This window comes from Thiohalobacter thiocyanaticus (genome assembly GCF_003932505.1).
Classification (GTDB): Bacteria; Pseudomonadota; Gammaproteobacteria; order Thiohalobacterales; family Thiohalobacteraceae; genus Thiohalobacter; species Thiohalobacter thiocyanaticus.
The window spans coordinates 1,058,199-1,079,228 of record NZ_QZMU01000001.1 but is presented as its reverse complement, the minus strand read 5'-3'; the positions used below and the strand labels follow the sequence as shown (position 1 = coordinate 1,079,228).

23 protein-coding genes are annotated in these 21,030 nt (G+C 64.8%); 12 read left to right on the top strand and 11 right to left on the bottom strand.

Going from position 1 to position 21,030, the window contains the following annotated elements; all coding sequences use genetic code 11:
* Positions 1-202 precede the first annotated feature (202 nt).
* The gene (zapE, locus tag D6C00_RS05110; protein ID WP_241546802.1) at positions 203-1,306 is read left to right on the top strand and encodes a cell division protein ZapE; all 1,104 of its coding nucleotides are present in this window, start codon (positions 203-205) and stop codon (positions 1,304-1,306) included.
* Between the two features lie 225 nt (positions 1,307-1,531).
* Here the strand turns inward: zapE and D6C00_RS05105 are convergent, their stop codons facing one another.
* The gene (locus D6C00_RS05105) at positions 1,532-1,822 is read right to left on the bottom strand and encodes a TusE/DsrC/DsvC family sulfur relay protein (protein WP_125180633.1); all 291 of its coding nucleotides are present in this window, start codon (positions 1,820-1,822) and stop codon (positions 1,532-1,534) included.
* A 207-nt stretch (positions 1,823-2,029) separates the two neighbouring features.
* The gene (locus D6C00_RS05100) at positions 2,030-2,755 is read right to left on the bottom strand and encodes a hypothetical protein (RefSeq protein ID WP_148098512.1); all 726 of its coding nucleotides are present in this window, start codon (positions 2,753-2,755) and stop codon (positions 2,030-2,032) included.
* Positions 2,756-3,031: 276 nt separating this feature from the next.
* Between D6C00_RS05100 and D6C00_RS05095 the strand changes: the two genes are divergently transcribed.
* Together D6C00_RS05095 and D6C00_RS05090 are read left to right on the top strand one after the other, a co-directional pair.
* A complete protein-coding gene (locus D6C00_RS05095) occupies positions 3,032-3,316 on the top strand; it encodes a hypothetical protein (protein ID WP_125180629.1) in 285 nt (94 codons plus the stop codon).
* Positions 3,317-3,647: 331 nt separating this feature from the next.
* Positions 3,648-4,070 carry a PilZ domain-containing protein gene (locus D6C00_RS05090; protein ID WP_125180628.1) on the top strand — a complete coding sequence of 141 codons (423 nt, stop codon included), beginning with the start codon at positions 3,648-3,650 and terminating at the stop codon, positions 4,068-4,070.
* Positions 4,071-4,224: 154 nt separating this feature from the next.
* Here the strand turns inward: D6C00_RS05090 and D6C00_RS05085 are convergent, their stop codons facing one another.
* Together D6C00_RS05085 and D6C00_RS05080 are read right to left on the bottom strand one after the other, a co-directional pair.
* Complete coding sequence (locus tag D6C00_RS05085) at positions 4,225-5,022, bottom strand: inositol monophosphatase family protein (RefSeq protein ID WP_125180626.1); 798 nt, start codon at positions 5,020-5,022, stop codon at positions 4,225-4,227.
* 147 nt (positions 5,023-5,169) lie between these two features.
* Entirely contained in the window at positions 5,170-6,684 is a 1,515-nt protein-coding gene (locus tag D6C00_RS05080; RefSeq protein ID WP_125180625.1) for a protein adenylyltransferase SelO, read from the bottom strand.
* Positions 6,685-6,896: 212 nt separating this feature from the next.
* On the opposite strand from D6C00_RS05080, the gene D6C00_RS05075 reads away from it, so the two are divergent.
* The 4 genes from D6C00_RS05075 to D6C00_RS05060 all read left to right on the top strand — a co-directional run bounded on the left by D6C00_RS05075 (position 6,897) and on the right by D6C00_RS05060 (position 11,700).
* On the top strand, positions 6,897-7,898 hold the full coding sequence (locus tag D6C00_RS05075; protein WP_241546801.1) for a Fe(3+) ABC transporter substrate-binding protein: 1,002 nt from the start codon (positions 6,897-6,899) through the stop codon (positions 7,896-7,898).
* Between the two features lie 589 nt (positions 7,899-8,487).
* The gene (locus D6C00_RS05070; protein WP_241546903.1) at positions 8,488-10,116 is read left to right on the top strand and encodes an ABC transporter permease; all 1,629 of its coding nucleotides are present in this window, start codon (positions 8,488-8,490) and stop codon (positions 10,114-10,116) included.
* A complete protein-coding gene (locus D6C00_RS05065) occupies positions 10,109-11,167 on the top strand; it encodes an ABC transporter ATP-binding protein (RefSeq protein WP_125180621.1) in 1,059 nt (352 codons plus the stop codon). Before D6C00_RS05070 ends, D6C00_RS05065 begins: the two co-directional genes overlap by 8 nt.
* Positions 11,164-11,700, top strand: a complete 537-nt coding sequence (locus D6C00_RS05060) for an FKBP-type peptidyl-prolyl cis-trans isomerase (RefSeq protein ID WP_125180619.1) — start codon at positions 11,164-11,166, stop codon at positions 11,698-11,700. The genes D6C00_RS05065 and D6C00_RS05060 overlap by 4 nt, the downstream gene beginning before the upstream one ends.
* Positions 11,701-11,857: 157 nt before the next feature.
* On the opposite strand, the gene msrB is transcribed toward D6C00_RS05060, so the two are convergent.
* Positions 11,858-12,241 carry a peptide-methionine (R)-S-oxide reductase MsrB gene (gene msrB / locus D6C00_RS05055; RefSeq protein WP_125180618.1) on the bottom strand — a complete coding sequence of 128 codons (384 nt, stop codon included), beginning with the start codon at positions 12,239-12,241 and terminating at the stop codon, positions 11,858-11,860.
* A gap of 188 nt (positions 12,242-12,429) precedes the next feature.
* On the opposite strand from msrB, the gene D6C00_RS05050 reads away from it, so the two are divergent.
* Positions 12,430-13,227: a hypothetical protein gene (locus tag D6C00_RS05050; RefSeq protein WP_125180616.1), complete on the top strand. Its 798-nt coding sequence runs from the start codon at positions 12,430-12,432 to the stop codon at positions 13,225-13,227.
* 70 nt (positions 13,228-13,297) lie between these two features.
* Positions 13,298-13,681, top strand: coding sequence for a DNA-binding transcriptional response regulator (locus tag D6C00_RS05045; protein WP_125180615.1), 384 nt, complete (start codon positions 13,298-13,300; stop codon positions 13,679-13,681).
* A 157-nt stretch (positions 13,682-13,838) separates the two neighbouring features.
* On the opposite strand, the gene D6C00_RS05040 is transcribed toward D6C00_RS05045, so the two are convergent.
* Positions 13,839-14,300: a hypothetical protein gene (locus D6C00_RS05040; protein WP_125180613.1), complete on the bottom strand. Its 462-nt coding sequence runs from the start codon at positions 14,298-14,300 to the stop codon at positions 13,839-13,841.
* Positions 14,301-14,348: 48 nt separating this feature from the next.
* Positions 14,349-14,588, bottom strand: coding sequence for a hypothetical protein (locus D6C00_RS05035; RefSeq protein WP_125180612.1), 240 nt, complete (start codon positions 14,586-14,588; stop codon positions 14,349-14,351).
* Positions 14,589-14,748: 160 nt separating this feature from the next.
* On the opposite strand from D6C00_RS05035, the gene D6C00_RS05030 reads away from it, so the two are divergent.
* Positions 14,749-15,105 carry a hypothetical protein gene (locus tag D6C00_RS05030; protein WP_125180610.1) on the top strand — a complete coding sequence of 119 codons (357 nt, stop codon included), beginning with the start codon at positions 14,749-14,751 and terminating at the stop codon, positions 15,103-15,105.
* A gap of 14 nt (positions 15,106-15,119) precedes the next feature.
* Entirely contained in the window at positions 15,120-16,178 is a 1,059-nt protein-coding gene (locus D6C00_RS05025) for a 2Fe-2S iron-sulfur cluster-binding protein (RefSeq protein WP_125180608.1), read from the top strand.
* A 270-nt stretch (positions 16,179-16,448) separates the two neighbouring features.
* Here the strand turns inward: D6C00_RS05025 and D6C00_RS05020 are convergent, their stop codons facing one another.
* Together D6C00_RS05020 and D6C00_RS05015 are read right to left on the bottom strand one after the other, a co-directional pair.
* Entirely contained in the window at positions 16,449-16,751 is a 303-nt protein-coding gene (locus D6C00_RS05020; protein WP_158675296.1) for a DUF3301 domain-containing protein, read from the bottom strand.
* Between the two features lie 8 nt (positions 16,752-16,759).
* Entirely contained in the window at positions 16,760-16,966 is a 207-nt protein-coding gene (locus D6C00_RS05015; protein ID WP_125180606.1) for a YdcH family protein, read from the bottom strand.
* A gap of 161 nt (positions 16,967-17,127) precedes the next feature.
* Here D6C00_RS05015 and D6C00_RS05010 point away from each other — a divergent pair, with 161 nt between their 5' ends.
* Positions 17,128-19,326 carry a YgiQ family radical SAM protein gene (locus D6C00_RS05010; protein WP_125180605.1) on the top strand — a complete coding sequence of 733 codons (2,199 nt, stop codon included), beginning with the start codon at positions 17,128-17,130 and terminating at the stop codon, positions 19,324-19,326.
* A gap of 2 nt (positions 19,327-19,328) precedes the next feature.
* Here D6C00_RS05010 and D6C00_RS05005 read toward each other — a convergent pair whose 3' ends face one another.
* Both D6C00_RS05005 and D6C00_RS05000 read right to left on the bottom strand, forming a co-directional pair.
* Positions 19,329-19,619: a DUF2934 domain-containing protein gene (locus D6C00_RS05005; protein WP_170165443.1), complete on the bottom strand. Its 291-nt coding sequence runs from the start codon at positions 19,617-19,619 to the stop codon at positions 19,329-19,331.
* A gap of 167 nt (positions 19,620-19,786) precedes the next feature.
* Positions 19,787-20,890 (bottom strand): cyclic nucleotide-binding domain-containing protein, encoded by a 1,104-nt coding sequence (locus D6C00_RS05000; protein WP_125180601.1) that lies wholly within the window; start codon positions 20,888-20,890, stop codon positions 19,787-19,789.
* Positions 20,891-21,030 lie beyond the last annotated feature (140 nt).

Below are 21,030 nucleotides of genomic sequence, written 5' to 3'. Positions count from 1 at the left end.
CATTTGCGAGGCTCCCTTCGGGCCGGCCCACAAGCCGGTTTGGCTGTGTTGCGCTCACTTGAATTGGCTACGGCCAGTCCTGCGCTCGCGCGCCTTGCCAAACCGGCTTGTGGGCCGGCTGAGCATTACCGAACTTCCCGCATGGACCACTAGCCGCATGATACCGCCTATGAACCGGCCAAAGCCACAGGGAGGAGCCCGATTGACTGCCGCCACCGGCGAGACACCGCTGCAGCGCTATCATGCCGAACTGGCCCGGCTGGGCTGGCGCGAGGACGCCGGCCAGGCGGCGGTCATGCAGCAACTGCAGCGCCTGCACCAGGCACTGCAGCGCGGGCGGCCGCGCCAGACCTGGTATGAGCGTCTGCGGCGGCGTCCCGTGCAGCCGGTGCGGGGCCTGTACCTGTGGGGCGGTACCGGCCGCGGGAAGACCTGGCTGATGGACATCTTCTTCGACTGCCTGCCGTTGGCGGAAAAGTCCCGGCTGCATTTCCATGCCTTCATGCAGGAGGTACACAGCCGTCTGCAGCAGCTGCCGAAGACGCCCGATCCCCTGCCGGTCATCGCCCGGGAGTGGTCGCGGCGGCTGCGGCTGCTGTGCCTGGACGAGTTTCATGTCGGCGACATCGGTGACGCCATGCTGCTGGGTGGCCTGCTCCAGGCGCTGTTCGACCGCGGCATCACCCTGGTGGCGACTTCGAACCTGCCGCCGGACGAACTCTACCTGGACGGGCTGCAGCGCGATCGCTTCCTGTTCGCCGTGGACCTGCTCAAGCGTCACACCGAGCCGGTGCATCTGCAGGGTGAGGCGGATTACCGCTGCGCCCACCTGGACAGCGCCGGAAGCTATCACATCGACGGCGACGACGGCGGTGCCGAGGCCCGCATGCACGAGCATCTGGCGCGGCTGACGCCGGAGCCGGCCGCAGAGGCGGTCGAGCTCGAACTCAACCGGCGCCGGGTGCGGGCGCGGGCGCTGGCAGGCGATCTGGCCTGGTTCGATTTCGCCGAGCTGTGCGAACGGCCGTTATGGGCGGCGGATTACCTGGAACTGGCACGGCGCTTCCACACCCTGCTGCTGTCCGGTGTGCCGGTCATGGACGAGACCCGGGACGATGCAGCCAAGCGCTTCATGCACCTGATCGACGCCCTCTACGATCACAACGTCAAGCTGGTGATCAGTGCCGCCGCAGCACCGGCGCAGCTCTATACCGGCCGCTATCTGCAGTTCGCCTTCCAGCGCACCGCCAGCCGGCTGACCGAGATGGCCGGGCACCGCTATCTGGCCCGCGCGCACCGGATCTGAAACCGCTGTAAGGGCCCCGGGGCCGGTTTGCGACAGTCCAGTGGATTTTGCCCGGTCCGGTCCGGATTAATTTACCCGCCAATACCAGTGCCCGCGGCCGGAACTCCCTTGCGGGCTTAGCGTGCAAACTGCGCACATGCGCGCGCAAACCCGGCCCGTCCGGCGCTGGCTCTGGCTCTGGCTGAACCCGGTATTGTTGGTTGCCGGGTTGATGAACCCTCCGGGTCAGACGCAGCCGGTGGGCTTGGGCAGACCGCCCCACTTGCAGATCAGCTTCATCGGTCCCTTCTTGAATACGTCATACAGGTGCTTGGTGCTGACGTCGGTGGACTTGGCGAACTTGCGGATCGGCGGCACCACGCCGTCGGCGTCGTACATGCTGCGGGCTTCCTTGATGTAGCCCATGATCTCGTCCGTCATTTCATAGCCTTCTGAACTGGCCAGCTCGCGTGCGACCTCTTCGTTCCAGTCGTCGCGGTTGATCAGAAAGCCCTCGTTGTCCAACTGCAGATTCATACGTGTGTTGCCTCGCCTGTTCTTGCTGTGAGTGTTACAGCCCCTGAACCTGCCAAAGCCGCATTCAGCGTGGCAGGTTCAGGGGCTGTATATCCTGACTAATTTTATCAGGAATAGGGCCGGGCTGCACAACACCCGTGGCGGGAAAAACCCTGGAATGGAGAAGGAATCTGGTGTCTGGCCGCCGGCAGGCGGCCGGGGACGGGATCAGTGCAGGAGGTCGGTGATCGCCTGTTGCCAGCCGGTGATGACCGTGCCCGGGCTGACCTGGGACTGGCTGAGCAGGTAGCTCAGGCCGGCGCCGGCCAGGGCGCTGATCAGCACCAGCGTCAGCAACCGGCCGCGGCTGCCGGAGCGTGACTGTGACTCGCGTCTGCCTGCGCGGCGCCGGGGTGCGGACTGGGCGGGCCTGGGTGTTTTCCGGTGCGCCGTGTCCGGAGACCGGCCCGGGCCGCGCCCGGGGCTGCCGCTTTCGATACTGAAATCACTGGTGCTGGCCTGCCAGCGCGAACTGCGGGTACCCAGCATCACGGACAGTTCGAAATCGCCCGGGGCGGCTGCGGCCGGTGCGGCCGTCTCCGCCGCCGGTGCGGGGCGCGGCTTGCGTCCCACCGGATCGCCCGGGGTCCAGACCTGGTTCACTTCCGGGTGTTCGCCGGCCAGCTCTGAACGCAGCTTGAGCAGTTCGCGTTCGACCTTGCGCTGCATGCGCGCGGCCGCGTCGCGGCGCTGTTCGGCCCGTTCCAGATTGCGGCCTTCCCGCAGCTCGGTTTCGGCCAGGCGTCGCACCTGGCAGGCGGTGGCGAGCAGCTGCTCCAGCTCGCGCAGACGCGCCATCCCGTCGCTGCCGGTATCCGCCAGCGGTCGGTTCGCGTCGTCCGGTGTAGAGGCCGGTATCCTTGCCATCTCTGCCTGTGCCCGTGATTGGTTCATGTCGGTGGTCTGTCTGTGACGGTTGCCGTCTCTGCGAGTATCGTCGTTCCGGGGCGTGGCGGCCCTGAACCCTGTCACATGTCGGCTCCGCCGGGTGGGCCGGCTGAGCGGCACGGGACATTGCCACGCTCGTCAGGTTTAGCGCCGCCGGCGGATCAATCTTGAGCCTAAGCCGCTGTTTTCGGGCGAAAGTGTGATGCATTTACGAAATGCGCGGGAATCGCCAGAGTATCCGGCCTGATTCGGGGATTCCCGCAACCCATCCGGAGTCGTGACATGGCATCGACGGTAGATGATCTGAGTATCGAGTACGAGGAAGACGGCATCACGCTGGTCAAGCAGCTGGACAAGGAGGTTCTGTCCAAGGGGGCCTGGTCCACCGTGATCTTCCGCTACCAGGACTGGGACCGGCAGAAGGAGCAGTACAGCAAGGACAAGTACACCATCCGCCGCTACCAGAAGCGCAATGGCGAGTATTTCCAGAAATCCAAGTTCAACATCTCCAGCCCCGACCAGGCCCGCAGCCTGATCGCCGCCCTGCAGCAGTGGCTCGACGAATAGTATTGGCAGGCTATATGCATCTGTGCGGGGCCTGTTAACACTACCGACGCGGCTGCTGCCGGCGCCGCGTTTTGTGCCTCCGCAAGGCGCCGTGAGCGCCGTGTAGCCCAGCTACATAAGCGAGCGGCAACGCCGCGGGACGCAAAACGCGGCCCGGCCCTGCGGGTTGGGTCTGAGAAGCCGTCACTCGGCGTTGCTCGTCGCTCGTTTGGAGCGACCAATCTTCGCTCCTCGCGCCTGGATTGACGGCTTCTCAGACCCAACAGCAGCCGCGTCGGTAGTGTTAACAGGCCCTGGTTCATGACGCCATTCCGGCGTGGAGGGGGCAGAGATGCGCAGCTATATCCGCCACCCGTGCGACATACCCATCGAGTTCAGCGAGGACACGGCCAGCTATCCCAGCCGTGAACGGCTGAACAATATCAGCCATGGCGGCCTGGCCTTCAGCGCCGCCCGACCGCAGCGCCGCGGTCATATCCTGTGGCTGCGCATTCCCGATGTGCATCCCCCGTTCGAGGCGCCGGCCCGGGTGAGCTGGTGCAACCGCGTCGGCGAAGGCTATGAAGTGGGCGTGGAATTCGTTATGCCGGAGGACGAGTACCGGGTGCGGATGGTGGAGCAGGTGTGCTACATCGAGCACTACAAGCGGCGGGTGCAGGCGCTGGAAGGGCGGGAGCTCACCGGTGAGCAGGCCGCGCGGGAGTGGATCGAGAAATACGCCGGCGGCTTTCCCGGCCTGGAGGACGAGTCCTGACAGCCATTCTGCCCGGAGCTGAGCCCTTGTTGTTCAGCCGCGAATGAACGCAAATTAACGCAAATGTTTTTTCATCGCCGTGGCGCTTTGCGCCCGGCAATGGCATGCATGATTTGTTCCCGTGTATTCGCATTCATTCTTAAACTCCCCGGCATTACCCGCCAGCCTGTGCATCAGCCAGCCAGTTACGCCAGGCGGCGAACAGTGCCGGGTCGGACGCCGAGACCACCGAGCGCGGCGCCAGGCGCGGGGCGAACACGGCCTCGCCTTCGAGGGTGCGGCAGGTGCCGCCGGCCTCGGTCAGGATCAGGCTGCCCGCGGCCAGATCCCACAGCTTCTGGCCGCCATGCAGGTACACATGGCCGCGTCCGGCCGCCATCCAGCCCCACTCCAGGGCGCAGGAGCCGAAGTTGCGCTGCGAGCTGTAGGGGGCGTTGTCCACCAGGCACTGGCGCAGCGGGGATCCCAGGCGCTTGAAATCCACCAGGGCCACGGCCTTGTCCAGCACGACGCCGGTGGCCCGGGCCTGCAGGCGCTGGTCGTTGAGCCGGGCCCCGGCGCCGCGCCGGGCGCTGAAGCACTCGTCGCGCAGCGGATCGTAGATGATCCCCAGTTCCACTTCGCCACCGCGGATCAGCGCCAGCGAGATCCCGAAGCAGGGAATGCCGGCGGCGAAGTTGCTGGTGCCATCCAGCGGGTCCAGGCACCACAGGGGCGTTCCGCTGTCGGCCAGCAGGGTTGCCTGCTCAGCCGTGGGCATCTCCTCGCTGAGAAAGGCGACATCAGGATGCAGCGCGTGGAGCTGTTCGCGCAGCCGGGCATCCACCGCCAGGTCGGCCTCGGTCAGCACGCTGCCGTCGGCCTTGTATTCATGGCCGATGCGCTGGAAGCGGGGGATGAGTTCCTCCTGACCGACCTGGCGGATCAGGGTGTTCAGTTGATTGATGTCCATAAAGTCAGGTTCTAGGTGCTAGGTACCAGGGCCGAGGAAAATCAAATCTCTCTTATCGTGGTTGCGTAGGTCGGGTTACGCTGTGGCTGACCCGGCCTACGATAGCATGAAGCTCTTATCTCCGACCCTAGAACCTGGAACCTTGTTTTATGATGAACAGCTTACCGTAATCGAGCGGGCCCAGTCCGGCGGTTCGGCGGCGTAGGCCTCATGTTCCGGCTGTTCGTCGAAGGGCCGCTGCAGGATGGCGTGCAGGCGCTCGAGCTCGCCGTAGCTGCCCGCCTCGGCCTGCTCGATGGCCTGCTGGGCCAGGTGATTGCGCAGGACATATTTGGGGTTGACCCGGTTCATCGCCGCCCGGCGTTCCGCGTCGTCGCTGCCTTCCCGGCGCAGCCGATCGCGGTAGCGTCGGGCCCAGACGTCGAAGGCCTCGCGGTTGATGAACTGGTCGCGCAGTCCGCTGTTGTCGGCATTCTCGCCGCTGTCGAACCCGGCCAGACGGCGGAAGCTCAGGGTGTAGTCGCGGGCGTCGGCGGCGAGCAGGGCGAGGAAGTCCTCTGCCAGCGCCCGGTCCCCGGCCTTCGTCTCGCGCAGCCCCAGCTTGGCGCGCAGTCCGGCTTCATAACATTGATTGAAGATTTCGTGATAATCCTCGAACCGGGCCGTGGCCAGCTCGGCGGCGGCCCCGGGGTCCTCGTCCAGCAGCGGCAGCAGGGCCTGGCCCAGGCAGCTCAGGTTCCACAGGCCGATGTCGGGCTGGCGCTCGAAGGCATAGCGGCCGGCGTGATCCGAATGGTTGCAGACGAAGCCCGGCTCGAAGGTGTCCATGAAGCCGAAGGGCCCATAGTCCAGGGTAAGTCCCAGGATGGACATGTTGTCGGTGTTCATCACGCCGTGGGCGAAGCCGACCAGCTGCCACTGCGCCAGCAGCCGGGCGGTGCGCTCGACCACTTCGCGGTATAGTGCCAGGCAGGGATTGTCGGCCTGCTGCAGCTCGGGATAGTGATGGGCGATGACATAATCGGCCAGACGCTGCAGCTGTGTGAACTGCCCGCGGTAGTAAAAGACCTCGAAGGAGCCGAAACGCACATGGCTGGGTGCGGCGCGCAGCAGCAGGGCGCCGGTTTCGATGCGCTCACGGTAGACCTCCTCACCGGACCCGGCCAGGCACAGGGCACGGGTGGTGGGCACGCCGAGGGCGTGCATGGCCTCGGAACACAGGTATTCGCGGATGCTGGAACGCAGTACGGCGCGGCCGTCGCCGTTGCGGGAGTAGGGCGTGGGGCCGGCGCCCTTGGACTGGAGCTCCCAGCGCCGGCCGTCCGCGTCCAGCACCTCGCCCAGGATGATGGCCCGACCGTCGCCCAGCTGCGGGACGAAGTGCCCGAACTGATGCCCGGCATAGAGCATGGCCACCGGCTCGCCGGCCGGCAGCCGGTATTCGCCGTTGAGCCAGGCGAGGAATTCCGGCCGCGCGGCCTCAGCGGGGTCCAGGCCGATCTGCCCGGCCAGCGCCGTATTGAAACTGATCAGGTGCGGCTCGCTCAGCGGCGTGGGTTCGACCGGGGTATGGAAGGCCGGCCCCAGGCGGGCGTAGCTGTTGGTGAAATCCAGGGATTCCAGCGAACGGAGCCTGGTCACGGATGCGGGAGAGGTGCTCATGACGGGATTCTGTCCGACCGGGTCGGATACCGCAACCCGCAGAATTGCAAGGATTTCCTTTATTGTCACTGCGGCGGGTGCAGGGCGGGCGCCGGATACGCTTGCATTGAACCGCCATGAAAATGATAATTGTTAACGTTTCCTTTTGTTGATGCTGTCGTACAGGGGTGATGAACATGTCCGTTGTCTCGTTCAAACATTGGTTGCTTCCGATGCTGTCCGCCTGGCTGCTGGCCGGGCCCGTGCTCGCCGCCGAGGTCAATCTCTACTCCGCGCGCCAGGAAAATCTGATCAAGCCCCTGCTGGAACGCTTTTCCGAGCAGACCGGGATCGAGGTCAATCTGGTCACCGGCAAGGCCGACGCCCTGCTGCAGCGGCTGAAGAGCGAGGGCCGCAACAGCCCCGCGGACCTGCTGCTGACCACGGATGCCGGCCGGTTGCACCGGGCCAGGGAAGCCGGCGTGCTGGCTCCGGTCGAATCAGACACCCTGCACGAGCGTATCCCCGCGCAATACCGCGATCCCGAGGGCTACTGGTTCGGCCTGTCGGTGCGGGCGCGCCCCATTGTCTATGTCACCGATCGGGTCGAGCCCGGGGAACTCTCGACCTACGAGGCGCTGGCCGATCCCAAGTGGAAAGGCCGTGTCTGCATCCGCTCCTCCAGCAATATCTACAATCAGTCGCTGGTCGCCTCCATGATTGCCCATCATGGGGTCGAGGCGACCGAGGCCTGGGCCCGGGATTTTGTCGCCAACTTCGCCCGTCCGCCCATCGGCGGCGACCGTGACCAGGTGCTGGCAGCTGCGGCCGGCCAGTGTGATGTCGCCGTGATCAATACCTACTACCTGGGCGTGATGATCAATGAGGACGATCAGGAGCAGCGTGAAGCCGCCGGGCGGGTGGCCGTGTTCTGGCCCAACCAGGAAGGGAGTGGAGACGGCCGCGGCACCCACGTCAACGTCAGCGGCATCGGCCTGACCGCCGCCGCCGGAAACCGGGACAACGCCGTGCAGTTGATGGAATTCCTCTCCAGTGACGAGTCCCAGGCCTGGTATGCCCAGGTCAATCACGAATACCCGGTGCGTGAGTCGGTGCCGGTCAGCGACACCCTCAAGGCCTGGGGCGGCTTCAAGGCCGATGATTTGGACCTGCATCTTCTGGGGAAATATAATGCCGAGGCAGTACGGCTGATGGACCGGGCGGGCTGGAAGTAGGGCCTGCCCCGAATGGTGCTTACTTAGCCGTCATTGCGAGCACCCGAAAGGGCATGAACGCAGCGTGGCAATCTCGTACTGCAGAATCGACCGGTTGGAGATTGCCGCGTCACTTCGTTCCTCGCAATGACGAGCGTTGTTCGGCTGAAGTAAGTGCGCCATTTGGTCCTGACCCAGGTTCTCATGGGTAAGCTTACCTCGATCCTCATCCGGGGATTTCTCCAAGGCGGGGTGCACGGCACCCCGCCGTTGTTTGCGGGCCACGCATTTGACTAGGGCCTGTTAACACTAATCTAATCGCCTCTGCTGGGGCTGATTTTTCGTCCAGCAAGGCAGAATGAGCGAGGTGTAGTCATTCTACATGAGCGAATGATAACGCCGCTGGGCGGAAAATCAGCCCCAGCCCGATGGGTTGCGCCTGAAAAAGCGCCACTCGGCGTTGCTCGTCGCTTATTTGGAGTGACCAAACTGCGCTCCTCGCGCCTCGATTGGCGCTTTTTCAGGCACAACAGAGACGATTAGATTAGTGTTAACAGGCCCTGGCACGACGACGCAGACTGTCCCGGCGACACCCTCCCGCCAGCACTGGCTGAGCAGCGGCTGGCGCGCGGGCGTGCTGCTGGTGGCGCTGATCGTCGCCCTGCCGGTGCTCACCGTGTTCAGCTTCGTGTTCGAGCCGGCCGGTGAGGTCTGGCGCCACCTGGCGGCCACCGTGCTGCAGGACTATGTGGTCAATTCCCTGCTGCTGATGCTCGGCGTCGGCGCCGGCACCCTGCTGCTGGGAGTATCCACGGCCTGGGTGACCACCACCTGCGAGTTTCCCGGGCGCAGAGTCTTCGAATGGGCGTTGCTGCTGCCCATGGCCATTCCGGCCTACATCATCGCCTACACCTACACCGGCCTGCTGGATTTCGCCGGGCCGGTACAGGGCACCCTGCGCGAGCTGACCGGCTGGGGCTACGGCGATTACTGGTTCCCCCAGGTGCGTTCGCTGGGCGGAGCGGTGGTGATGCTGTCGCTGGTGCTCTACCCCTATGTCTATCTGCTCACCCGGGCCGCCTTCCTGGAGCAGTCGGTGTGCGTGCTCGAGGTCAGCCGCACCCTCGGAGCCAGTCCCTGGCGCACCTTCAGCCGGGTGGCCCTGCCGCTGGCCCGCCCCGCGGTCATCACCGGTCTGTCGCTGGCACTGATGGAAACCCTGGCCGACTATGGCACGGTGCAGTATTTCGGCGTCAACACCTTCACCACCGGTATCTTCCGCACCTGGTTCGGGCTGGGGGATCCGGGCGCTGCGGCCCAGCTGTCGGCGCTGTTGATGAGTTTCGTTTTCATGCTGATTCTGCTCGAGCGCTGGTCGCGGCGTCAGGCCCGTTATCATCACACCACCAGCCGCTATCGCCGCTTGCCGCGCCACCGGCTGCAGGGCTGGCAGCTGCCGGTGGGACTGGCGGTGTGCCTGGTGCCGCTGCTGTTCGGTTTCCTGGTGCCGGCCTGGCAGCTGCTGGTCTGGGCGCTGCGCACCGCGCCCGAAATGCTCGGGACGGAATTCCTGCAACTGACCTGGCACAGCCTGATGCTGGCCGGCAGCGCGGCCCTCATCGCCCTGCTGCTGGGCCTGTTCATGGCCTACGGCAAACGCCTGCACGGCAATTGGCTGGTGCAGGGCGCGGTACGCGTCGCCGGCATGGGCTATGCCGTTCCCGGCACCGTGATCGCGGTGGGCGTGATGATCCCCTTCGCCGCCTTCGACAATACCCTGGACGGCTGGATGCGGGCGCGCTTCGGCGTTTCCACCGGCCTGCTGCTGTCCGGCACCCTGGCCGCGCTGCTGTTTGCCTACACGGTGCGCTTCCTGGCGGTATCGCTGCAGACGGTCGAGGCGGGGCTGGGCAAGATCCGGCTCAGCATGGACGATGCCGCCCGCTCCATGGGTTACCGCCCGGGCGAGGTGCTGCGCCGGGTGCACATGCCCATCATGCGCGGCAGCCTGCTCACCGCCCTGCTGCTGGTATTCGTCGATGTGCTCAAGGAGCTGCCGGCCACCCTGATCCTGCGCCCGTTCAACTTCAATACTCTGGCGGTGCGTGCCTATGAACTGGCCTCGGACGAGCGCCTGGCCGATGCCGCCAGCGCTTCCCTGGCCATCGTGCTGGCCGGTATCATTCCGGTCATCCTGCTCAGTCGCAGCATCGCTCACTCCCGACCCGGTCATGCCTGAACTGCTCGAAGTCGAAAACTGTGTCCTGGCCTATGACGACATCCCGGTCGTCAAGCAGGTCTCGTTTGCGCTGGAGACGGGCAGCATCGGCTGTCTGCTCGGCCCCAGCGGCTGCGGCAAGACCACGCTGCTGCGTGCCGTTGCCGGCTTCGAGCTGCTGAGCTCCGGCGAGATCCGGTTGCGCGGCCAGGTGGTCAGTCACAGCGGCTGGGCATTGCCGCCGGAACAGCGCCGGGTGGGCATGGTATTCCAGGACTTCGCCCTGTTCCCGCATCTGACCGTGGCCGGCAACATCGCCTTCGGCCTGCGGCACCTGTCCGAGCGCGAACGACGGACGCGGGTGCGCGAACTGCTGGAACTGGTCGGCATGCCCGGCTATGCCTCGGCCTGGCCGCACCAGTTATCGGGCGGGCAGCAGCAGCGCATCGCCGTGGCCCGGGCCATCGCCCCGCGGCCCGAACTGCTGCTGCTGGACGAGCCCTTCTCCAGCATGGACGCCGAACTGCGCGAGCAGCTGGCGCGCGAGGTGCGCGGCATTCTCAAGCAGGAGGCGATCACCGCGATCCTGGTCACCCATGACCAGTACGAGGCCTTCGCCATGGCCGACGAGATCGGGGTGATCAACCAGGGCCGGCTGATGCAGTGGGACAGCGGTTACAATCTCTATCACCGCCCGGCCAACCGTTTCGTGGCCGATTTCATCGGCCAGGGCGCGATTCTCACCGGTGAGGTGCTCAACGAGCAGCACGTGAACTCCGAGCTGGGCATCATTCCCGGGCGTATCCCCGAGGGCTGCGCGCCGGGCTGCAAGGTGGACCTGCTGGTGCGTCCCGACGACATCCAGCACGACGACGACAGCGAGCTGCGGGCGCGGGTGGTGGAGAAGGCCTTTCGTGGCGCCGAGTTTCTCTACACCCTGGAGCTGCATACCGGCACCCGGATACTGTGTTTCGCACCCAGTCATCACGATCACGCCATCGGCGAGGCCATCGGCATCCGGCTGGAGATCGATCATCTGGTCATGTTCCGACAGGAAAGGCAGACAACATGAGTGAGGATTCCAAGACCCTGCATTTCGTCAAGCGGCGTAACTACCAGAGTGTGGTGAAGGACAAGGTGGTGCGGCTGCGCTATGCGGTATTCGAGCAGGACTCGGAGCAGGCGCTGGCCTACGACGACGACCTCTATTACCTGCACGGCGGCTACGGCGGCGCCTTCCCGAAGGTGGAACAGGCGCTGGAAGGCCTCGGCGTGGATGCCAAGATGGAGGTGGAACTGACGGCCGACGAGGCCTACGGCCGCTACGACCCGGCCCTGTGCCTGGCCGTGCCGGCGACGGAAATCCCCGAGGAGGCGCGTTACGTCGGCGCGCGGCTGGAGGGCGAATCCCCCGAGGGCGGCAGCCTGGATTTCACCGTCACCGCAATGGAGGGCGACACCGTCACGGTCGAGGGCAATCACCCCCTGGCCGGACGCGACCTGCGCTTCGTGCTGGAGATACTGGATATCCGTGATGCCACGCCGGAGGAGCTGGAGGCCGGCTATGCCTTCCCGCCGGCGGAGGGGGACTGGTCAGGACGGTGATGGGAACGCAGAGGACAGAGGCGCAAAGATTCTGTAGGTTGGGTTAGGTGCGTGGCACCGTAACCCAACATGCCGCGGGCTGTCGGGTTACGCTACGCTAACCCGACCTACATTATACATCTCTGCGTCCTCTGCGTTAATTGCCGCAATGTCGAACTCAGCCGCCGCGCGGGCTGAAATCCAGCGAGGCAGAATTGATGCAGTAGCGCAGCCCCGTCGGCGGCGGGCCGTCGGGGAAGACATGGCCCAGGTGGGCCTGGCAGTTGCCGCAACGCACCTCGGTGCGGGCCATGCCGTGGCTGGTGTCGGTCAGTTCGGCGATGTCGGCGCCCTCGGCCGGCTGCCAGAAACTGGGCCAGCCGCTGCCCGAGTCGTACTTGTGGCGGGAATCGAACAGGGGGGCGCGGCAGCATACGCACACATAGGTGCCGTCGCCCTTGTGGTCCCAGTACTTGCCGGTGAAGGGGCGCTCGGTGCCGCCGCAGCGTGCCACCCGGTACTGCTCCTCATCCAGCTGTTGCCATTGGTCGCGGTTGGTCATGATCGGATTGCGGCGTGCGCTCAGGTTCCTGGTCTCTACACCGTCGAGTGTGCCGCGAAGCCGGACCGAATTCCAGTTTCAGAAAGCCCGGCAGGGGCCGATCAACCCATTGTCGGTGGGGTATTCCGGGACGAACCCGGCCACCCCGTCCGGCGCCGCTGGGGCAATGGGACAGGCATGAGATCGGAATGAAACGCGAACAGGGGCTGGTACGCACGTTGCGTATCTTCGTGTTGCTGGTGGTCCTGGCCGCCGTGGCCGGCGAGGCCTGGCTGGTCAGGCTGCGTACCACGGACTGGGATGCCCCCCTGTGGGTGGCGGTATATCCGATCAATGCCGATGGCCGACAACAGACTGCGGCTTACATCGCCGGGCTGGATGACGCCGCCTTTGCCGATATCGAGGCCTATTTCCGGCAGCAGGCGCAGCAACATGGTGTGAGGCTGCAACAGCCTTTCGTGGTGCGGCTGGCCGGCGCAATCGACGCGGTTCCGCCGCTGCCGCCGCAGGCGGAACAGCCCCTGCGGGTGATGTGGTGGAGCCTGCGGCTGCGGTTCTGGGCCTGGCGCGCGGCAGACAATCCCGCGGATCCACCGGCCGATATCCGTATGTTCGTCAACTATCACGATCCCGGCACGACACCGCGTCTGAGGCATTCCCTGGGACTGCAGAAGGGGTTGATCGGCGTGGTCAATGCCTATGCCGACCGAGATTACGCCGGACAGAACAATGTGGTGATCGCCCACGAGATGCTGCATACCCTGGGCGCGACCGACAAGTACGACCTGGCGACCAATCAGCCCCTGTTCCCCGCCGGCTATGCCGAACCGGAACGGGAACCGCGCTATCCCCAGCGCCTGGCCGAACTGATGGCGGGCCGCATCCCCGTTGCCCCCGCCGCGTCGCAGCCGCCGGGCGGGCTGCACCGCACCCTGATCGGCGAATTGACCGCCCGGGAAATCAACTGGCCGGGCGCCGCTGACTGACTGTCCGGCGCCGGCGCAGGATCAGGTAGAATGTCCGCTTTCCAAGGCGGACGAGTGACCCCCACCAGCCATGACCCAGCCAGTCCTGTTGTCCATCATCGAGCTTGGCGGCTACCCGAATTTCGCGCCCCTGTACCAGCGCCTGGGCTGCGAGGTGGTCGTGGAGGGCTCCATGCGCAAGGCGCTGGCCGCGGCGCGCAAGCGTCAGCCGCGGGTGATCGTGGCGGAGTTCAACTTCCAGTCCGATTTCCGCGACCGTACCAGCAGCCTGGAGACCCTGCTGGCCGTGGTACAACGGCTGCCGGATACGCGCGTGATTGTGTTCTATGAACAGGAATACGCCCATCAGCTGGCACGGGTGGAGGCGCGCTTTCCCATCTTCCGCACCCTGGCCTTTCCCATCGACGCGACCGAACTGGAAGCCGCAGTCAGCGCGGCGCTGGCTTCTGATTGATATTCAAAAGCGCCACGGAATACACGGAAAGCACGGACAAAGATAAACTGTCCCAGCATATGTAGGTCGGGTTAGCCCGAAGGGCTAACCCGACCTACGAGGTTCTGACCAGGCAATATGAAATTTTCCGTGCTTTCCGTGTATTCCGTGGCGTTCTTTATTTCTTATCTCCCCGCCGGCGGCTGCGGCCCTGGAACTGCTTGATGTCTTTCATGATCTCGTTGAAGGGGATGGCGTCGACGGCGCCGTAGCGCTGCTCGGCGCGGTTGATCACGTCGAAGGCGTTGTCCACCTTTCCGGCGCCGTCGCGTTCCGGTTGCACCAATGACTGGATGCCCAGCAGGCCGCCGACCTGGACCCGGATCTCCTTGTTGTGCGGCAGCGGGCCGCCGATATGGGTGAGTTGCAGGGCGAAGCGGGCATCACGCCGCATCCGCTCCAGCAGGGCAATGCAACGCTGGTTGGCGGCCTCGGACTGGCAGCCCACCCCCTCGCGGTCGGCCAGGTAGAAACGATGCATCTGGCCGCAGCCGACGTGGCGGGCATTGATGGCCTTCTCGAAGACACAGCGCCGCTGGTTGACGGCGTCGTAGGTGGAGCGGTATTCGTCCTCTTCCATAACGGCGGGTCGATCCCGGAAACCGTGATCGAAGCCGGTTTTCCCGGCTTATTTCTCCCATTCCATGACAACGGTCTTCTCGCGCTTCTCCATCAGCCGTTCCTCGGCCTCGAGCTGGTTCGGCGCGAACATGACCTTGACCATGATGTCCGTGTCCCGGCCCAGCTCGGCGCGGCGGTTGCGGGCGTATTTCTTCGCCTCCTGGAAGGAGTCGAATTCAGTCTGGTATTCCAGGTTCCTGGTGATCCCCGTCGTATCCTGGGTGATGTCATAGATGTAGTACGGCATCGGTCTCGCCCTCCCGGGTTGATCGTTTCTGGCTCTGCTCTGAAGTGTAACCCACGCTCCGGGCGTGCGCATTAACCCCGATAATGAAGCAGGTATTTGGGGTTCGTCGCCGCCGGGCATCCGTTACAATGATAGTCAGGCAATCAAGGGTGCATGAAGCATGGACAACAAACCCGACATCAAGACCGCCATTCCCCGGCAGCGCTATCAGCTGGGCCAGTTTTCGGTGACCATCCTGGGCGACATCGAGACCGGGGATGCCAACGACTATCGCTATATCCTGGCCGTGGTGCACGAGGGCAATCCCGAGCCGGGTCTGTACCTGACCTGCGAGCCGGCCCCGCAGGAGGCCCGTGACAAGGGCCACTGGGCCATGCGCCTGATTCTGCCCGACGGGGCGCAGGTGTTCGCCGCCAACGACGCCTGGGACGATATCGATGCCTTCGCCCGCGACGGCCTGGCCGCCGTCCAGCAGCTGCTGCAGCTGACCGACGAAGAACCCTTCCGGCTGTTGTGAGCGGCTGAGGCATCATGAGTCACCGGGTCGAGCTGCTGCCTTCCGGAAACGTCTTTCAGGCCGAGGTCGAAGAGACCCTGCTGGAGGCCGCGCTGCGCTCCGGGCTCAATCTCAAGTACAACTGCAACAGCGGCAGCTGCGGAGACTGCCAGGCGCGGCTGGTTTCCGGCGAGCTGGGACAGAGCAGGTATCACGACTATGTCTTCAGCCGCGAGGAGAAGGCCAACAACCACTTCCTGATGTGTCGAACCCATACCGCCGGCGACCTGGTCATCGAGGCGGTGGAGGCGCGCACGGCCGAGGACATTCCGCATCATCGCATCACCACCACGGTGGCACGGCTCAATCCGTTGTCGGAGACCGTGATGGAACTGCAGCTGCGTACGCCGCGCAGCCAGACCCTGTGGTTTCTGGCCGGCCAGTACGTGACGCTCAGCGGCGAAGGCCTGCCGGCGCGCAACAAGTCCATCGCCAGCTGCCCCTGCAACGGCATGGTGCTGCAGTTTCATGTCCAGTATGTCGATGGCGACCCCTTCGCCGAGTATGTGTTCAAGCAGATGAAGCCGCGCGAGAAGGTCGAGGTGGAAGGGCCCTACGGCCAGTTCATCCTGGACGAGGATTCGGGCCGTCCCTGCCTGTTCCTGGCCTGCGAGACCGGTTTCGCGCCGGTCAAGAGCCTGATCGAGCATGCCATTTCGCTGGAGTTCGATCAGCCGCTGCGGCTGTACTGGGCGGTGCCGCGGCCGGAGGATCTGTATCTGGCCAACTACTGCCGTTCCTGGCAGGACGCGCTGGATGACTTCCAGTTCATTCCGGTGGTGGGGCAGGGCGACAATCCGGACTGGACGTTTTCGGGGCTGCCGGATCTGACCGATATTCCCTCGCTGTCTCCCCGGGGCCGGCGTCTGCTGCACGCGGGTCTGCGCATCACGGGCGATTACCCGGACCTGTCCGGCTACGATGTCTATGTCAATGGTCCGGACGCGGACCTGGTGGCGCTGATCGAACTGCTGGTCCGGCACGGCCTGCCGCCCGAGAGGCTGTTCGTCGACCGCATCGCCCATATTGATTAAGCAAAGATGAAGAGCGCCACGGAATACACGGAAAGCACGGAAATATGCTCGAGTATTCCTTCCGCAGTCCGGCCTGACCCAGCCTGAGACGGGCTCCAGCAGGGGCTCGTTGACTGTGGCAGCTTATCTCTGGATCCCGGCCTGCGCCGGGATGAAAAATCTGGATGCAGGCCATGTAACGAGTCCTTGCCGAGCGCAAAGCGCCTCGGCAAGGACCATGAAACCTTTCGTGTTTTCCGTGTATTCCGTGGCGCTCTTTGAATTTTGTTGTCAGGCGATATCGTCAGCCAGCCCGATGGTCTCGATCCGGTGGCCGCGTAGCCGGATGAAGCCGGTCTGGCGGGTGGTGCCGTCGCGGCTGTATTCGAAGCGGTAGGTGCGGGCCAGGGTGGCATGGCCGCGCGGCGCCCGGGTCAGGCCCAGGCGGGTGAGGGTGACGGTGGCATCCAGCAGCTGCAGGCCCTGACGCTGGCAGGTATCGCGGGCAAAGGCGGCGGCCAGGTCGCGGGCCTTCATGCTGTCGAGCCAGAAGACGACCAGTACGGCCAGCAGGATGAGCAGTACCGGGGTCACGGGACCGGTCAGGCGTCCAGGTCGGGGATCAGGGCGCTTTCCAGGCGGTGGATCATGTCCTTGAGCAACAGCTTGCGCTTTTTCATCCGCTGCAGCGTCAACTGGTTCATGGCCGGATCCTGGTTCAGGCGCAGGATGGCTTCGTCCAGATCCCGATGCTCCAGGCGCAGGGCCTCCAGACGCTGACGCAGGCTTTCGTTGTCGGTGTGCTCCATGACCGGCCCGGGCCCTCGGCAAGCGGTTGAAAGATTATAAAAAAAAGGGTTTTGGCGCCGCGCCGTCCCGGCAAAGATGCTACAATTGTTTAATTCCGCCCGGTCCGGCCCGGGTATTGTCGATCCAAGTCCCGTCAATCTCAAGTACTAGTACTCTTCCCATGCACAGCGCCCCCGACATCTTCGCCTATCGGCCCTACTGGGCCAAACGCCTGGGCCCGGCCCCGGTGCTTCCCATGTCGCGCGCCGAGATGGACGACCTGGGCTGGGATGCCTGTGACATCATCCTGGTCACGGGCGATGCCTATGTCGATCATCCCAGCTTCGGCATGGCCGTGATCGGCCGGGTGCTGGAAGCGCAGGGTTTCCGGGTCGGGATCATCGCCCAGCCGGACTGGACCGGGGTCGACGATTTCATGCGTCTGGGCCGACCGAAACTCTTCTTCGGCGTGACCGGCGGCAACATGGATTCCATGGTCAACCGCTATACCGCCGACCGCAAGGTCCGCAGCAACGACGCCTATACCCCCGACGGCGCCGGCGGTCTGCGTCCGGATCGCGCCGTGCTGGTCTATTCCCAGCGTTGTCGCGAGGCCTACAGGGACGTGCCCCTGGTCATCGGTGGCATCGAGGCCAGCCTGCGCCGCATCGCCCATTTCGATTACTGGTCGGAGAAGCTCCGCCGCTCCATCCTGTTCGACGCCAAGGCCGACCTGCTGGTATACGGCAACGGCGAACGCCAGATCGTGGAAATCGCCCACCGCCTGGCGGAGGGGGCCTCGCTGCGCGAGCTGCGTGATATCCGCGGCACCGGCTATGTCTGCAAGCGCTTGCCGGAGGACTGGGAGGCGCTGGACTCCTCGCATGTGGACACGCCCGGCCGGCCGGCGATTCCCGAGGATCCCTATGCCGAGGCACCGGCCTGCGATAAACAGGCGGCCATTCCGGGTGCCGGGCAGAACGAAAAGGTGGTGCAGTTCCATCCGCGGCACCGGCGTCCGAAGTCCGACCGGGTCTACATCCGGCTGCCGTCCTATGAGGCGGTCAAGGACGACCGGGTGCTCTATGCCCACGCCTCGCGGGTGCTGCATCAGGAGACCAACCCCGGCAACGCCCGGCCGCTGGTGCAGCGCCATGGCGAGCGCGAACTGTGGCTGAATCCGCCGCCCATCCCGCTGACCACGCCGGAACTGGACGCGGTGTTCGAGCTGCCCTACACCCGCCGGCCGCACCCGGCCTACGGCAAGGCCAATATCCCGGCCTACGAGATGATCCGCTTCTCGGTGAACATCATGCGCGGCTGCTTCGGCGGTTGCACATTCTGCTCCATTACCGAGCACGAGGGGCGCATCATCCAGAACCGCTCGGAAGACTCCATCATCCGCGAGCTGGAAACCATCCGCGACACGGTGCCCGGTTTCACCGGCGCCATCTCCGATCTGGGCGGGCCGACCGCCAACATGTACCGCCTGGCCTGCAAGGACGAGGCGACCGAGGCGGCGTGCCGGCGGCTGTCCTGCGTCTATCCGAAGATCTGCAGCAACCTCAATACCAGTCACGATCCGCTGATCCGGCTGTATCGGCGGGCGCGGGCGCTGCCCGGCATCAAGCGCATCTCCATCGCCTCCGGCCTGCGCTACGACCTGGCGGTGGAATCGCCCGAGTACATCAGGGAACTGGTGACCCACCATGTCGGTGGCTATCTCAAGATCGCCCCGGAGCATACCGAGGCAGGACCGCTGTCGAAGATGATGAAGCCCGGCATGGGCAGCTACTATCGCTTCAAGAAGCTGTTCGAGCGCTATTCGAAGGCGGCCGGTAAGGAGCAGTATCTGATCCCCTATTTCATCGCCGCCCATCCCGGCACCATCGATGAGGACATGCTCAACCTGGCCCTGTGGTTGAAACAGAACGGTTTCCGCGCCGATCAGGTGCAGACCTTCCTGCCCTCGCCCATGGCCACGGCCACGGCCATGTACCACAGCGGCAGAAACCCGCTGCACCGGGTACGCCATGACAGTGAGACGCTGAGCATTCCGAAGGGGTTGAAGGTGCGTCGCCTGCACAAGGCCTTCCTGCGCTATCACGATCCGGACAACTGGCCGCTGCTGCGCGAGGCCTTGAAGCGCATGGGCCGGGAGGATCTGATCGGCAACGGCAAGCGCCACCTGGTGCCGCGCTGGCAGCCGGCCGGGACCGGCCGGACGGCGAAGGGAAGCGGTGCGGCAGGCAACAAGCCGGGCCGGGGCAAATCCTTTCTCACCCAGCACACCGGCCTGCCGCCGCAGGGAGCGGGCACACCGCCGCGGGGAGAAAAACGGAAAGGGCCGGCACGCCGTCGACGTGCCGACCGGAGCTAGGGTCAGTGTATGGCGGCGCCCGGATCGCCGGTCAGGCGGGCATCGATCTCCTGCTCCGCGGCGAGCCAGTCATGCACCGGGTCGCCTGGTGTGAAACCGCGCGCCTCGGCCCGCAGGTAGGCCGCTTCGGCAATCAGGTGGCGGCGTTGTTCGGGCGTGATTTCGGGAGTGGCGGTCTTGTTGCTGCGCTTGCCGCTGGCGGCTCGGGATGAGGGTTTTGCCGCGGCCTTGTCGGCCTTGGCGGAACTGGCTGGAGACTTGCGGCGGCTGGTGGACTTGCTGGCAGTCGTCATGTCGGTGTTCACTCCTTGGAACTGTGAGGCATTGAGGGGGTCTCCTGGGGCATGCATCCCCATTAAGCTCAAAGTCTAGTCCAGTCCCGACCCGCCGCAAGAAAAAACGCCTCCCGGCGGGAGGCGTTCAATGACCCGAACAGGCCACAAGTCCGCGACCGGTGCCCTCAGGCCGCTTCGGTGTCCTTCTTTCCCGTGATCATGACCTGACGGTCGTAGATGCTCTGGGTCTCGAACGGCCAGCTGCGGATACCGCCGTCCAGCGACAGCACCTCGAACTGGTTCTGGGCCAGGATCAGCGCGGCGACGGCGCTGCGGCTGCCGCCATGGCAATAGACGATGTACTGCCTGTTCTTGTCCAGCTCTTCCATGCGGTTGCGCAGCTCGAACAGTGGGATCAGGCGGGCGCCGGGGATGTGGTGGTCGTCGAACTCCTCCGGATAGCGCACGTCGATCAGTTCATGGCCGGTCTCGGCCATGGTGCGGGCGACACTCGGGTTGACCGTCTTGATCAGCGGATTGCTGATCAGTTCCTCGAAGGCGGCCTTGTCCAGCACCAGGACCTCGCCGTCCTCGGTCATCAGCACCGATTCATTGCGAATGCTGCCGGAGATCAGGGCTTCGCAGCCGAAGGCGTCGCCCTCGCCGATATCGGCGATCTTGTGTGGCTGGTCATCATAGATGCCGCGCTGGTAGACCTCGGCCCTGCCGTTGAGGATGATGTAATAGGCATCGCCTTCCTCTCCCTGCTGGATGACGTATTCGCCGGCCCTGACGGCCTGGGTCTGCATCTTCTGGAAGGCCAGCTCGACGGTCTCCAGTGGCAGCCGCCGGAACACCAGCGAGTTGCGCACCTTCTCCAGCAGTCGGGCGGACTCGGCGCCCGAGTCCTCCATCATGTGCACGACTTCGTCCCAGGAGATCAGGTTGTCCAGCATCTCGCGGTCGGCATGACAGATGATACTGTCGGCGCGTGCCACCAGGGTGCAGGTCGCCGGGGCCGACGGCAGCACCACGGGGCGCTTGCGGGTGTCGTCGGGGCCAGCGAGTGATGTGATGGTCCCGCTGCAGATGATCTCCAGCCGGCCCTCGACCACGAACAGGTAGTCATGGTCCTGGCCGCCGGCGATCTGGAATATCTCGCCCTCGCGCAGTTCGATGAAGCGGACGATGTTGACGACTTCGCGCAGGCGTTCCTCTGAGAGCAGGTTGAAGGGCTGGTAGTGCCGCGACAGCCGGTCGAGCACATGCTCCATCTTGATGCTGAACATGGGTGGGGGCCTCCCTTGGAGTTGTTCTTAAGGGCTGTGAACAGGATAACGGCGGCGGTCAGGCCGACTTGAGTGTTCACAGGGGGGGCAGGAAGAATTCCTGATGCACCGATGGAGACATAAAAAAACCCCGCAAAAGC